At 53.5% G+C, this 13,137-nt stretch carries 12 protein-coding genes and 2 tRNA genes; 1 reads left to right on the top strand and 13 read right to left on the bottom strand.

Annotation, left to right across the window (positions count from 1 at the left end; genetic code table 11):
• Positions 1-66 precede the first annotated feature (66 nt).
• The 12 genes from truB to rlmE form a co-directional block, all read right to left on the bottom strand.
• Complete coding sequence (gene truB / locus IBT54_RS08095) at positions 67-1,011, bottom strand: tRNA pseudouridine(55) synthase TruB (RefSeq protein ID WP_033781661.1); 945 nt, start codon at positions 1,009-1,011, stop codon at positions 67-69.
• On the bottom strand, positions 1,011-1,418 hold the full coding sequence (gene rbfA, locus IBT54_RS08100; protein ID WP_033731320.1) for a 30S ribosome-binding factor RbfA: 408 nt from the start codon (positions 1,416-1,418) through the stop codon (positions 1,011-1,013). The genes truB and rbfA overlap by 1 nt, the downstream gene beginning before the upstream one ends.
• A 65-nt stretch (positions 1,419-1,483) precedes the next feature.
• Complete coding sequence (gene infB, locus IBT54_RS08105) at positions 1,484-4,177, bottom strand: translation initiation factor IF-2 (protein WP_201251984.1); 2,694 nt, start codon at positions 4,175-4,177, stop codon at positions 1,484-1,486.
• Positions 4,178-4,194: 17 nt separating this feature from the next.
• The gene (gene nusA, locus IBT54_RS08110) at positions 4,195-5,682 is read right to left on the bottom strand and encodes a transcription termination factor NusA (protein WP_010251792.1); all 1,488 of its coding nucleotides are present in this window, start codon (positions 5,680-5,682) and stop codon (positions 4,195-4,197) included.
• 24 nt (positions 5,683-5,706) lie between these two features.
• Positions 5,707-6,159: a ribosome maturation factor RimP gene (gene rimP / locus IBT54_RS08115; protein ID WP_010251795.1), complete on the bottom strand. Its 453-nt coding sequence runs from the start codon at positions 6,157-6,159 to the stop codon at positions 5,707-5,709.
• A 212-nt stretch (positions 6,160-6,371) separates the two neighbouring features.
• Positions 6,372-6,448: transfer RNA gene (locus IBT54_RS08120), tRNA-Met, on the bottom strand.
• A 59-nt stretch (positions 6,449-6,507) separates the two neighbouring features.
• A tRNA-Leu gene (locus IBT54_RS08125) sits at positions 6,508-6,594 on the bottom strand.
• Positions 6,595-6,631: 37 nt separating this feature from the next.
• On the bottom strand, positions 6,632-6,970 hold the full coding sequence (gene secG, locus IBT54_RS08130; RefSeq protein ID WP_003851074.1) for a preprotein translocase subunit SecG: 339 nt from the start codon (positions 6,968-6,970) through the stop codon (positions 6,632-6,634).
• Positions 6,971-7,187: 217 nt separating this feature from the next.
• Positions 7,188-8,522: a phosphoglucosamine mutase gene (gene glmM, locus IBT54_RS08135; RefSeq protein WP_013359908.1), complete on the bottom strand. Its 1,335-nt coding sequence runs from the start codon at positions 8,520-8,522 to the stop codon at positions 7,188-7,190.
• The gene (gene folP, locus IBT54_RS08140) at positions 8,519-9,358 is read right to left on the bottom strand and encodes a dihydropteroate synthase (protein WP_013359907.1); all 840 of its coding nucleotides are present in this window, start codon (positions 9,356-9,358) and stop codon (positions 8,519-8,521) included. Before folP ends, glmM begins: the two co-directional genes overlap by 4 nt.
• A gap of 79 nt (positions 9,359-9,437) precedes the next feature.
• The gene (ftsH, locus tag IBT54_RS08145; protein WP_033731314.1) at positions 9,438-11,363 is read right to left on the bottom strand and encodes an ATP-dependent zinc metalloprotease FtsH; all 1,926 of its coding nucleotides are present in this window, start codon (positions 11,361-11,363) and stop codon (positions 9,438-9,440) included.
• A 113-nt stretch (positions 11,364-11,476) separates the two neighbouring features.
• On the bottom strand, positions 11,477-12,106 hold the full coding sequence (gene rlmE / locus IBT54_RS08150) for a 23S rRNA (uridine(2552)-2'-O)-methyltransferase RlmE (protein ID WP_013359905.1): 630 nt from the start codon (positions 12,104-12,106) through the stop codon (positions 11,477-11,479).
• 127 nt (positions 12,107-12,233) lie between these two features.
• Here rlmE and yhbY point away from each other — a divergent pair, with 127 nt between their 5' ends.
• Positions 12,234-12,527, top strand: a complete 294-nt coding sequence (gene yhbY, locus IBT54_RS08155; protein ID WP_010251809.1) for a ribosome assembly RNA-binding protein YhbY — start codon at positions 12,234-12,236, stop codon at positions 12,525-12,527.
• Positions 12,528-12,633: 106 nt separating this feature from the next.
• Here the strand turns inward: yhbY and greA are convergent, their stop codons facing one another.
• Positions 12,634-13,110: a transcription elongation factor GreA gene (gene greA, locus IBT54_RS08160; protein WP_010251811.1), complete on the bottom strand. Its 477-nt coding sequence runs from the start codon at positions 13,108-13,110 to the stop codon at positions 12,634-12,636.
• Positions 13,111-13,137: the final 27 nt, after the last annotated feature.

Here is a 13,137-nt window from a genome sequence, read left to right on the forward strand (position 1 = left end):
CGCGCTATTCTACTCTGCGCCCGATAGCAACGCAAATGCCCCATCAGCGAAAAGTGAACGCCTGGCTTAATCCTGATACTCAACCACTAAACGACGTGGCGCAAGACGACCATCATCGGCAATTTCTGCCATACCGATAAACTTACGCGCTTCGCCTTCCGATACCCTGACCAGCCCGTGAGCAGGCGCATTGCTGGCCTGCACCGGCTGTCCCTGGCGGAAAAAATCTGCCACGGCGGGCGGGATATTTACTTCAGGGAAATCAGAAGCGGGACTGTCCATCGGCAACAACAGCGGATCGAGCTGCGTTTCCAGTGGGATGCCCGCTTCTGTGGCTTCCGCCAGCAGGGTATTGAGCTGTTCCAGCGTCACCATCCGTTCATACGGGTAACGGGCAACCTGTACACGACGCAGCATGATGACATGCGCACCGCATCCCAGCTTTTCGCCCAGATCATCGATGATGGTACGGATATAGGTGCCTTTGGAGCAGTGAATTTCCAGCTCCAGCTCATTATCCTGCCAGCGAATAAATTGCAGCTCATAGACCGTAATCGGACGCGGTTCACGCTCAATCACAATGCCCTGACGTGCATATTCATACAGCGGACGACCCTGATGCTTCAGCGCCGAAAACATTGATGGCACCTGCAGCGTGTCACCGCGGAAGCTCTCAAGGGCGCTATCCAGATCGGCCTGACTGAAGCTGACCGGACGCGTCTGCACGATGTTGCCATCGGCGTCTGACGTGTCAGTGCGCTCGCCCAGTCGGGCAATCACACGGTAGCGTTTGTCGGAATCGAGCAGATACTGCGAAAACTTGGTCGCTTCACCCAGGCAGATTGGCAACATGCCGGTGGCCAGTGGATCAAGCGCGCCGGTATGGCCTGCGCGATTGGCGTTGAAGATACGCTTCACTTTCTGCAGGACATCATTCGACGAAACGCCTTGTGGCTTATCCAGCAACAACACGCCATGGACGTCGCGACCGCGACGACGCGGACGACTCATTACGCCTCCTCGTCATCGCCGGTGGCATCCGGACCACGGCGCTCTGCATCGTTCTTCACGACGCTGGTGACGAGGTTAGACATGCGCATCCCTTCGACTAACGAGTTGTCGTAGAAGAACGTCAGCTCAGGCACGATACGCAGGCGCATCGCTTTGCCGAGCAGAATGCGAATGTAACCTGAGGCTTCTTTCAGCGCTTTCAGGCCATGCTTAATCGCATCTTCATCTTTGTCGTTGAGGAACGTCACGAACACTTTTGCGTAAGCAAGATCGCGTGACACTTCAACGCCGGATACGGTGACCATCATGCCAAGGCGCGGATCTTTAATCTCACGCTGCAGGATCATCGCAATCTCTTTTTGCAGCTCTTGTGACACGCGCTGCGGGCGACCAAATTCTTTCGCCATCATTATTTCTCCCAAATAATTCGGGAGGCCAGAGGCCTCCCAAATTGCAACACATCAGCAGTCTATTACTCGATGGTGCGTTTAATTTCGATGATTTCAAACACTTCGATCATATCGCCAACGCGAACGTCGTTGTAGTTCTTCACGCCGATACCGCACTCCATGCCATTACGCACTTCGTTGACGTCATCTTTAAAGCGACGCAGAGATTCCAGCTCGCCTTCGTAAATCACCACGTTGTCACGCAGGACACGGATTGGATTGTGACGTTTGATGTTACCTTCCGTCACCATACAACCGGCAATCGCGCCAAACTTCGGTGATTTGAACACGTCGCGCACTGCAGCCAGACCAATGATCTGCTGTTTGTACTCTGGTGCCAACATGCCGCTCATCGCCGCTTTAACTTCGTCAATCAGGTTATAGATGACAGAGTAGTAGCGCAGATCCAGGCTTTCTGCGTCAATGATGCGACGCGCAGAGGCATCGGCACGAACGTTGAAGCCAAGGAGGATGGCGTTAGAAGCAGCCGCCAGGGTTGCATCGGTTTCGGTAATCCCGCCTACGCCTGAACCCACAATCTTCACCTTCACTTCGTCGGTGGAGAGTTTCTGCAGGGAATCAGAGATGGCTTCCACAGAACCCTGAACGTCAGCTTTCAGAACGATGTTCAGTTCAGACACTTCGCCTTCGGTCATGTTAGCAAACATGTTCTCGAGCTTAGATTTCTGCTGGCGAGCCAGTTTAACTTCGCGGAATTTGCCCTGACGATAGAGCGCAACTTCACGTGCTTTCTTCTCGTCACGAACCACGGTCGCTTCATCACCTGCAGCCGGCACGCCGGACAGACCCAGAATCTCAACCGGGATAGAAGGACCCGCCTCCAGAACTTCGCGACCCAGTTCGTCACGCATTGCACGAACACGGCCATATTCGAAACCACAAAGAACGATGTCGCCTTTGTTGAGCGTACCTTCACGAACCAGCACGGTAGCAACCGGACCACGACCTTTGTCGAGGAACGATTCAATCACTACGCCGCTCGCCATACCTTCACGGATAGCCGTCAGTTCCAGCACTTCCGCCTGCAGCAGGATAGCATTTAACAGGTCATCAATGCCGGTACCCGCTTTCGCAGAGACATTCACGAACATGTTTTCGCCGCCCCACTCTTCCGGAATAATTCCGTACTGAGTCAGTTCGTTTTTAACACGATCCGGATCCGCTTCTGGCTTATCGCACTTGTTCACGGCAACCACAACCGGCACTTTAGCGGCTTTGGCGTGCTGAATAGCTTCGACAGTCTGTGGCATCACGCCATCGTCTGCGGCAACGACCAGGATAACGATATCTGTCGCCTGTGCACCACGTGCACGCATCGCGGTAAACGCGGCGTGGCCCGGGGTATCCAGGAAGGTGACCATACCGTTGTCGGTTTCAACGTGGTAAGCACCGATGTGCTGTGTAATACCGCCCGCTTCGCCAGAGGCGATTTTAGTGGAGCGGATATAGTCCAGCAGAGAGGTTTTACCGTGGTCGACGTGGCCCATGATGGTCACAACCGGCGCACGAGATTCCTGTGCCGCATCGGTATCACGATCGTCCATTACCGCTTCTTCCAGCTCGTTCTCACGACGCAGGGTCACTTTGTGGCCCATCTCTTCGGCTACGAGCTGTGCAGTTTCCTGATCGATGACCTGGTTGATAGTCGCCATGGCGCCCATCTTCATCATCGCTTTAATGACCAGAGAACCTTTCACCGCCATTTTGTTCGCCAGTTCGGCTACGGTGATGGTTTCGCCAATCACAACATCGCGGTTAACGGCCTGCGCTGGCTTGTTGAAGCCCTGCTGCAGTGCGCTAGGTTTGCGATGCTTACCGCCTTTACCGCCACGAACCTGCGCACGCGCTTCTTCACGGTCAGTTTTGGCTTCGGAATGTTTGTTGCCTTTTTTCGCCGGACGCGCAGCTTTAGCAGTCGTACGCGCACGCGCACGGCCTGCTTCAACCTGACGGTCGTTTTCGTCTTCTGCCTGGCGGGCGTGGGTCGAAGTGGTGACGTGATAGTCGCCTTTATCCTCTTCTTCCGGTTTTTCCCATTCAGCTGATTTCTCTTCAGCCAGACGGCGGGCTTCTTCGGCTACGAGGCGGGCAGCCTCTTCAAGCTTACGGCGGGCTTCTTCTTCAGCTTTACGCTTCAGTTCAGCAGCTTCAGCTTCGCGACGGGCTTTGTCTGATTGCGCAGCCCTGGTCACTTCATCGGTAGGTTGATTTGTCACTTTGTCATTTTCCGCTGCTGCACGTTTGGCCTTATCAGCGGCTTCGCGCCTTGCTTTATCTTCGGCTTCACGTTGCGCTTTCTGTTCAGCTTCGCGACGGGCTTTTTCTTCAGCCTCGCGTTGCGCCTGCTCTTCCGCTTCACGCTGCGCCTGGGCTTCAGCTTCTGCCTGAGCTTGCTCAGACTCTGCATCACCTTTCACATAGGTACGCTTTTTGCGGACTTCAATTTGCACCGACTTACTTTTACCCCCGGTGCCTGGAATATTCAAGGTGCTGCGCGTTTTACGCTGCAGCGTCAGCTTAGCTGAACCGACCTGACCGTGTTCACGGTTCAGATGAGATAGTAAGGTTTCTTTCTCTTGCTGGGTCACCGCGTCATTTTCAGACTTAGGGATCCCCGCATCAGCAAATTGCTGTACCAGGCGATCGACCGGAGTCTGAATTTCTGCGGCCAGCGATTTTACGGTTACATCTGTCATGCTGTTCCTTCCTGTTATTACGCGTCATCGCCGAACCAGCAGATATTACGTGCGGCCATAATCAGCGCGCCGGCCTGTTCATCAGACATGCCTTCAATATCCGTCAGATCGTCAACACCTTGCTCAGCGAGATCTTCCAGCGTGCAAACGCCTTTTGACGCCAGGCGGAACGCCAGCGCACGATCGAGGCCTTCAAGATTCAGAAGGTCCTCAGCGGGCTCCTGATTTCCAAGACTCTCTTCTTTCGCCAGTGCCAGGGTGGTTAACGCATTTTTTGCTCGTTCACGCAGGGCTTCAATGGTCTCTTCGTCGAGGCCGTCGACTTCCAGCAGCTCGTTGATTGGCACGTATGCCAGCTCTTCCAGCGAGGAGAAGCCCTCTTCCACCAGTACGGTGGCGAACTCTTCGTCGATGTCGAGATGTTTAGTGAACATATCGATCGCTGCATGCGCTTCAGCCTGATGCTTAGCCTGCAGATCATCGACGGTCATCACGTTCAGCTCCCAGCCACTCAGCTGCGAAGCGAGACGCACGTTTTGGCCGTTACGGCCGATCGCCTGAGCCAGATTGCCAGCTTCTACGGCGATATCCATGGTGTGATTATCTTCATCAACCACGATTGACGCCACATCGGCCGGAGCCATGGCGTTAATAACAAACTGCGCCGGGTTATCGTCCCACAGCACGATATCGATACGCTCGCCGCCCAGTTCACTGGAAACAGCCTGAACGCGCGCGCCGCGCATGCCCACACAGGCACCCACCGGATCGATACGTTTGTCGTTAGTTTTGACTGCAATTTTAGCGCGCGAACCCGGATCACGGGCAGCAGCTTTAATTTCAATCAGTTCTTCGCCAATTTCTGGCACCTCAATGCGGAACAGTTCAATCAGCATTTCCGGTTTGGAACGCGTCACGAACAGCTGCGCGCCACGCGCTTCCGGACGTACAGAGTAGAGTACGCCACGAATACGGTCGCCTGGACGGAAGTTTTCACGCGGCAGCATATCTTCGCGCAGAATGACCGCTTCGGCATTACTGCCAAGGTCGAGGGAAATGTTGTCGCGGTTAACTTTTTTCACCACACCAGTGATGATTTCGCCTTCCTGCTCACGGAACTGATCAACCACCATCGCGCGCTCAGCTTCGCGCACTTTTTGCACGATAACCTGCTTAGCGGTCTGGGTAGTGATACGGTCAAAGGTGACCGATTCAATCTGATCTTCGACATATTCGCCCAGATTGAATGCTTCATCTTCGAAGCGGGCCGCATCCAGCGTGATCTCGCGCGTCGGCTGTGTCACCTCTTCTACGATTTCCCAGCGGCGGAAAGTATCGAAATCGCCACTGCGGCGATCAATGCTGACGCGTACTTCAATTTCCTGCTCGTACTTTTTCTTGGTCGCAGTCGCCAGCGCGCTCTCCAGCGCTTCGAAGATTTTCTCACGCGGCAGGGCTTTTTCGTTAGAAACGGCTTCTACAACAGCTAAGATCTCTTTGTTCATCCTGGTTAGCCTCAATCCGGACTTTTAAAAGTGGGGGACCAGGTTCGCTTTCTGAATATTACTCAGCGCGAACACTTCATCGCTACCCTCAACGTGCACCGTGATCATCTCGCCATCAACTGACTTGATGGTTCCCTGCCATTTACGGCGGTTCTGAACGGCCATACGCAACACCAGACTCACTTCTTCACCCATAAAACGGGTGTAGTGTTCTGCGGTGAACAGAGGACGATCGAGTCCCGGTGAAGAGACTTCAAGGTTGTAAGGTACCGTAATCGGATCTTCAACATCCATTACCGCACTTACCTGGTGGCTGACATCGGCGCAATCATCGACATTGATGCCATCTTCACTATCAATATAGATGCGCAGGATAGATGTGCGACTACGAACGAATTCAATTCCAACCAGTTCGTAACCCAGCGCTTCTACGGGAGCCGATACCAACTCTGTCAATTTTTGCTCTAATGTGGACAAGCCCACCCCCAAGACATAAAAAAAGGGCCTATAGCCCAGTATTACGATTCGCTAATAACAAAAAACCCCGAATATTCGGGGCTTTTAGTCACTGGACCCTGTATGCCGCAATGCGGCCCGGACTCCATCCAAAGAATTTTCTTTCAAAAAATAGCCGTGAATGCGTCCGTCGATGCATACAGTATATTTGAAAAAGAACTCAAAGGGAAAATTGGTTGCGGGGGCCGGATTTGAACCGACGACCTTCGGGTTATGAGCCCGACGAGCTACCAGGCTGCTCCACCCCGCGTCCGAAAACGTGGCGAATAATACGCCAGACCTGCATAAAATGCAAGAGATACTGCTATTTGGTACCGAGGACGGGACTTGAACCCGTAAGCCCAATCGGGCACTACCACCTCAAGGTAGCGTGTCTACCAATTCCACCACCACGGCACTGCACTGACCACAACGATTCGTTGTGCTGACGACCTTACTTAGGAATATCGCTGCCCGGTGTAACCGGTTGAGCTGGCTTTTCAGTCTGTTGAGAAGACTGCGCCGGCGCAGAAAGATTTTCCCACTCGCTTCCTTTCGAGGCTTTATTGCTGTTCAGATTACCCAGAACCAGGCTGATGATGAAGAACAGTGCCGCTAAGATGCCAGTGGTACGGGTCATGAAATTACCTGAACCCGAAGAACCAAACACCGTACCGGATGCGCCTGCACCGAATGAGGCTCCCATATCAGCGCCTTTGCCTTGCTGCAGCATGATCATACCCACGAGGGCGATAGCTACAATAAGGAAAACAACTAAAAGAGCTTCGTACATATTCAACCTGTTCCTTGCACGATAATCGTACAGTTAAAGCTTCAACCAGTATTGATGGGGCGTCTCGTCATCACCCATCAGAAGCGGGTGTGAATACTAACCAAAGGCGCATATCTCTGCAAGTGCAATTTCTCTTACGCAAACTGATTGCAGAAAAAAGCGCCATCCCGGTGATTTTACAGGCGGATCCGCATTCTGATAACCGCCTTTAAGAGGTTTAAACCGCTTTGACCTGATCGGCAATACGATTAGCCAGTTCGGTGACCTGCGCCTCATTTTCGCCTTCGACCATCACACGAATCAGCGGCTCAGTGCCTGACTTACGCAACAGAACGCGTCCGCGACCCGCCAGCGCTTTTTCAACATCGGCGGTGACCGTTTTGACGGCGTCGCTTTGCAGCGGGTCATGCTCGCCCGCGAAGCGTACGTTGACCAGCACCTGCGGCAGCATCTTCATACCACTGCAGAGATCGTGCAGGCTCATGTGGTTACGCACCATCGCAGTGAGCACTTGCAAACTTGCCACGATACCGTCGCCTGTGGTGGTTTTATCCAGCAGGATCACATGACCGGAGTTCTCCGCGCCGAGACGCCAGCCCTTCTCCTGCATCTTCTCCAGCACATAACGGTCACCGACTTTGGCACGGGTAAACGGAATGCCGAGCTGTTTCAGCGCTAATTCCAGGCCCATGTTGCTCATCAGCGTACCCACTACACCGCCACGTAACTGCCCCTGACGCAGCGCTTCACGTGCAATGATGTAAAGGATCTGGTCACCGTCAACTTTGTCACCCAGATGGTCAATCATCATGATGCGGTCGCCGTCGCCGTCATAGGCCAGGCCAATATCCGCCTTCTCTGCCAGTACGCGTTGCTGCAGCAGTTTAAGATCGGTCGCACCGCACTCTTTGTTGATGTTCATGCCGTCTGGCTGCACACCGATTGCGATGACGGTTGCGCCCAGCTCGCGCAGGACATTCGGCGCAATGTGGTAAGTCGCACCATTGGCACAGTCGACCACAATTTTCAGGCCATTCAGATTGAGCTCGCTGGGGAAAGTCCCCTTACAGAACTCAATGTAACGCCCTGCTGCATCGACGATGCGGCTGGCGCGCCCTAACTGCGCGGACTCCACGCAGGTAATCGGCTTTTCCATCTCCAGCTCAATCGCTTCTTCCACGTCATCAGGCAATTTGGTGCCTTCGGACGAGAAGAATTTAATGCCGTTATCGTCAAATGGATTGTGCGACGCTGAAATAACGATGCCCGCCTCAGCGCGGAAGGTTCGGGTCAGATAGGCGATGGCGGGGGTCGGCATCGGACCGGTAAACGCAGCGGTCAGGCCCGCGGCGGCGAGACCCGCTTCCAGCGCAGACTCCAGCATATAGCCAGAGATACGGGTATCTTTGCCGATGATGATCTTTTTGGAACCGTGGCGCGCCAGTACTTTACCCGCGGCCCAGCCCAGCTTCAGGACGAAATCTGGCGTGATAGGTGTTTCACCGACTTTGCCGCGAATGCCGTCTGTACCGAAATATTTACGATTACTCATGATGTTCCTTTTGCTCTTCGGGTCGCTTCGACCACGCGCATCGCTTCGGCCGTCTCTTTTACGTCATGGGCGCGAATAATCTGCGCGCCCTGCATGGCAGCAATCACCGCGCAGCTCAGGCTGCCGGTTAAACGCTGTGACGGGCCGACATTTAACAACTGGCCAATCATCGATTTACGCGACATCCCCACCAGCAGTGGCAGACCAAAGTGGTGAAAATCGCTGAGATGAGCCAGCAGTTCATAATTGTGGCTGAGATTTTTACCGAAACCGAAGCCCGGGTCGAGTATCAGCTGCTCTTTTTTCATTCCCGCCGCTTCGCAACGCGCAATCTGCTGAGCGAAGTAAGTGTCCACTTCGCTTAAGATGTTTTCGTAAACCGGTGCCTGCTGCATGGTGCGCGGTTCGCCCTGCATATGCATTAAACAGACAGGCAGTCCGGTTGCGGCGGCGGCTTCCAGCGCCCCCGGTTCGGAGAGTGAGCGGACATCGTTAATGATGTGAGCACCCACTCGCGCGGCTTCCCGGATCACGTCCGCTTTAGAGGTGTCTACTGAAATCCAGACTTCGAAACGCTGGGCAATGGCATCGATCACCGGAATGACCCGCTCCAGCTCCTCCTCCACACTGACCTCATCAGCGCCAGGACGGGTTGATTCGCCGCCTACATCGATAATGGTTGCGCCGGCGTTGACCATCTCATTGGTATGCGTCAGCGCATCGACCAGCGCGTTATGTTTACCACCATCTGAAAAGGAGTCCGGCGTGACATTCAGAATGCCCATCACATGAGGAAACGATAAATCGAGATGGGAATCACGGGCAAACAACTTCATGGTGAAAACTCCTTGCTGATCAATATCTGGATGTAAAAAACCCCGGACCAGCCGGGGTTTTGTCTGACGATGATGCGTCTTATTTGTTGTACTGCTCTGACATGGTATTGCCTGGGTTCGGCGTACGCGGTTCATCAACCGGACGTGGCGCTTTTGGCGTACCGTTGCTGTCTGAGTTGCTGCCTGGATCTTCCCAGCCCGCTGGCGGACGCACTTCGCGGCGTGCCATCAGGTCGTCGATCTGTGGTGCATCAATGGTTTCATACTTCATCAGCGCGTCTTTCATCGCGTGAAGAATGTCCATGTTCTCACCCAGAATGCGGCGAGCACGTTGGTAGTTGCTGTCGATCAGGTGTTTAACTTCCTGGTCGATGATGCGGGCTGTTTCATCAGACATATGTTTCGCTTTCGCGACAGAACGTCCAAGGAACACTTCACCCTCTTCTTCTGCATAGAGCAACGGACCCAGTTTTTCAGAGAAGCCCCACTGCGTCACCATGTTACGTGCCAGATTCGTCGCGACTTTAATGTCGTTGGACGCGCCGGTAGAAACATGTTCAACACCGTAGATGATCTCTTCTGCCAGGCGACCGCCATACAGCGTTGAGATCTGGCTTTCCAGTTTCTGACGGCTGGCGCTAATCGCGTCGCCTTCAGGCAGGAAGAAGGTCACACCCAGCGCACGGCCGCGCGGGATAATCGTAACTTTATGCACCGGATCATGCTCTGGCACCAGGCGGCCAATAATGGCGTGGCCCGCTTCATGATAGGCAGTGGATTCTTTCTGCGATTCCGTCATCACCATGGAGCGACGTTCCGCACCCATCATAATTTTGTCTTTCGCTTTCTCGAACTCAACCATCGACACCACACGCTTGTTCGAACGAGCGGCGAACAGCGCTGCTTCGTTCACCAGGTTAGCCAGATCGGCACCTGAGAAGCCTGGCGTGCCACGTGCAATGATTGCGGCATCAATGTCGGTTGCCAGTGGCACACGACGCATATGCACTTTCAGGATCTGCTCACGACCACGTACGTCTGGCAGACCGACCACAACCTGACGGTCAAAGCGGCCTGGACGCAGCAGCGCAGGGTCCAGTACGTCAGGACGGTTAGTCGCGGCGATAACGATAATTCCTTCGTTACCTTCGAAACCATCCATCTCAACCAGCATCTGGTTCAGCGTCTGCTCACGTTCATCATGACCACCGCCTAAACCGGCGCCACGCTGACGACCGACGGCATCGATCTCATCGATGAAGATGATGCACGGTGCGGCTTTCTTGGCCTGTTCGAACATGTCGCGCACACGTGATGCACCGACACCGACAAACATTTCCACAAAGTCAGAACCAGAAATAGTGAAGAAAGGCACTTTGGCTTCACCGGCAATCGCTTTTGCCAGCAGGGTTTTACCGGTACCCGGCGGCCCCACCATCAGAACGCCTTTTGGAATTTTACCGCCCAGCTTCTGGAAACGGCTCGGCTCACGCAGATATTCCACCAGCTCAGCCACTTCATCTTTCGCTTCGTCACAACCCGCAACGTCGGCGAAAGTGGTTTTAATCTGGTCTTCTGTCAACATGCGGGCTTTGCTTTTGCCGAAGGACATCGCGCCCTTACCGCCGCCGCCCTGCATCTGACGCATAAAGAAGATCCACACACCGATCAGCAGCAGCATCGGGAACCACGAAATGAAGATGGAAGCCAGCAGGCTCGGTTCTTCCGGCGGTTCGCCAACCACTTTGACGTTTTTGGTCAAGAGGTTATCGAGCAACTTAGGATCATTGACAGGAATGTAGGTGGTATATTTATTGCTGTCTTTTTTGACAACGTTAATTTCACGCCCGTTAATACGTGCCTCGCGGACCTGATCCTGGTTCACTTCCGACAGGAAGGTTGAATAATCAACCCGACGGCCATTCGACTCGCTGGGCCCAAAGCTCTGGAATACTGACATCAGCACGACCGCGATGACTAACCAGAGAATCAGGTTTTTCGCCATGTCACTCAAGGGATTAACCTCATATTACATCGGTGTTAACAGATAGCGTAGGGTACTATAGTTCCTGCATACATGGAATCGCAGCAAAGCTGCGGACATCTCCAGCAATTTGGTTATAGTTTGCGCCCAGTCGCCACAATGTACACTTCACGTGAACGAGACCGTGAAGCGTCCGGCTTACGAATTTTTACTTTCGTAAACAGGGAGCGAATTTCCCGCAGGTATTCATCGAAGCCATCTCCCTGAAACACTTTCACTACAAAACTGCCGCCAGGTGCCAGGATATCCCGACACATCTCCAGCGCCAGTTCCACTAAATACATCGACCGGGGAATATCTACGGCAGGTGTACCACTCATATTCGGCGCCATATCGGACATGACAACCTGAACTTTCTGATCGCCAACGCGCTCAAGCAGCGCATTGATTACCGATTCTTCACGAAAATCGCCCTGAAGGAAATCGACACCGACTATCGGATCCATTGGCAGGATATCACAGGCAATGATGCGGCCTTTATTCCCGATTTGCTGAACCACATACTGCGACCAGCCACCAGGTGCAGCACCCAGATCTACCACGGTCATGCCGGGTTTGAAAAGCTTGTCACCCTGTTGTATTTCATCAAGTTTAAACCAGGCGCGCGAGCGCAACCCTTTTTTCTGCGCCTGAAGCACATATTTATCGCTAAAGTGTTCCTGAAGCCAGCGGCTGGAGCTGGCCGAACGCTTTTTACCCGTCATAATAATTCCAGTTAAATCGTCATCGTAGCGATAAACCTGCACGCAATGGGTTGCGTCGATTTGGTGATATACCCGAGATGGCGGTAGAATGAACCGTTTTCAATCCCTGAGTAAGTAAAAAACTACGATGAATCTAAGTACCAAACAAAAACAGCACCTCAAGGGCCTCGCCCATCCGCTCAAGCCAGTGGTTATGCTGGGTGGCAATGGCCTGACTGAAGGCGTGCTGGCCGAAATCGAGCAGGCTCTGTCGCATCACGAACTGATTAAGGTAAAAATCGCCTCTGAAGATCGTGAAACGAAACAGCTGATCGTCGAGGCTATCGTGCGTGAGACCGGTGCCAGCAACGTACAGGTGATCGGCAAAACGCTGGTGCTGTATCGCCCCTCTAAAGAGAGCAAAATTTCTCTGCCACGCTAAGTGGGCAAAGAAAGTGACATGCTCTTACCTCAGATAAAAGGCCGCAATGCGGCCTTTTTCCTTTCTTTACATTGTGCTTAAACGCTTTTCAAAGCGTAGCAACATCTTAAAGGTATTCCACCTTCAGGATCTCATACTCAACGTCGCCGCCCGGGGTTTTTACGATAGCCACATCATCGGCCTCTTTGCCCACCAGGCCACGCGCCATTGGCGAATTGACCGAAATCAGATTTTGCTTAAAGTCCGCTTCGTCATCGCCCACGATGCGATACGTGGCTTCTTCGTCGGTCTCGACGTTCAGCACGGTCACCGTGGCACCGAAGATCACGCGGCCGGTTTTCGGCATCTGCGTGACATCGATAACCTGCGCATTGGAGAGTTTGGCTTCAATCTCCTGAATACGGCCTTCACAAAAGCCCTGCTCTTCACGCGCAGCGTGATATTCCGCGTTCTCTTTTAAATCGCCATGTTCGCGTGCATCAGCGATAGAGGCGATAATGCGCGGGCGCTTCACGGTTTTCAGCTCGTTCAGCTCTTCGCGCAATCTTTCAGCGCCTCTTAACGTCATCGGAATCTGATTCATTTAAGCTCCTCGCCCTCTTTCCTGTTT

This window comes from Pantoea sp. S62 (assembly GCF_016658625.1).
Taxonomy (GTDB): domain Bacteria; phylum Pseudomonadota; class Gammaproteobacteria; order Enterobacterales; family Enterobacteriaceae; genus Pantoea; species Pantoea vagans.

Bases quoted from the DNA above. Each gene is read 5' to 3' on its own strand.
- infB (WP_201251984.1), bottom strand. From the start codon at position 4,177: ATGACAGATGTAACCGTAAAATCGCTGGCCGCAGAAATTCAGACTCCG.
- folP (WP_013359907.1), bottom strand. From the start codon at position 9,358: ATGAAGTTGTTTGCCCGTGATTCCCATCTCGATTTATCGTTTCCTCAT.
- secG (WP_003851074.1), bottom strand. From the start codon at position 6,970: ATGTACGAAGCTCTTTTAGTTGTTTTCCTTATTGTAGCTATCGCCCTC.
- glmM (WP_013359908.1), bottom strand. From the start codon at position 8,522: ATGAGTAATCGTAAATATTTCGGTACAGACGGCATTCGCGGCAAAGTC.
- nusA (WP_010251792.1), bottom strand. From the start codon at position 5,682: ATGAACAAAGAGATCTTAGCTGTTGTAGAAGCCGTTTCTAACGAAAAA.
- greA (WP_010251811.1), bottom strand. From the start codon at position 13,110: ATGAATCAGATTCCGATGACGTTAAGAGGCGCTGAAAGATTGCGCGAA.
- truB (WP_033781661.1), bottom strand. From the start codon at position 1,011: ATGAGTCGTCCGCGTCGTCGCGGTCGCGACGTCCATGGCGTGTTGTTG.
- yhbY (WP_010251809.1), top strand. From the start codon at position 12,234: ATGAATCTAAGTACCAAACAAAAACAGCACCTCAAGGGCCTCGCCCAT.
- ftsH (WP_033731314.1), bottom strand. From the start codon at position 11,363: ATGGCGAAAAACCTGATTCTCTGGTTAGTCATCGCGGTCGTGCTGATG.
- rlmE (WP_013359905.1), bottom strand. From the start codon at position 12,106: ATGACGGGTAAAAAGCGTTCGGCCAGCTCCAGCCGCTGGCTTCAGGAA.
- rbfA (WP_033731320.1), bottom strand. From the start codon at position 1,418: ATGGCGAAAGAATTTGGTCGCCCGCAGCGCGTGTCACAAGAGCTGCAA.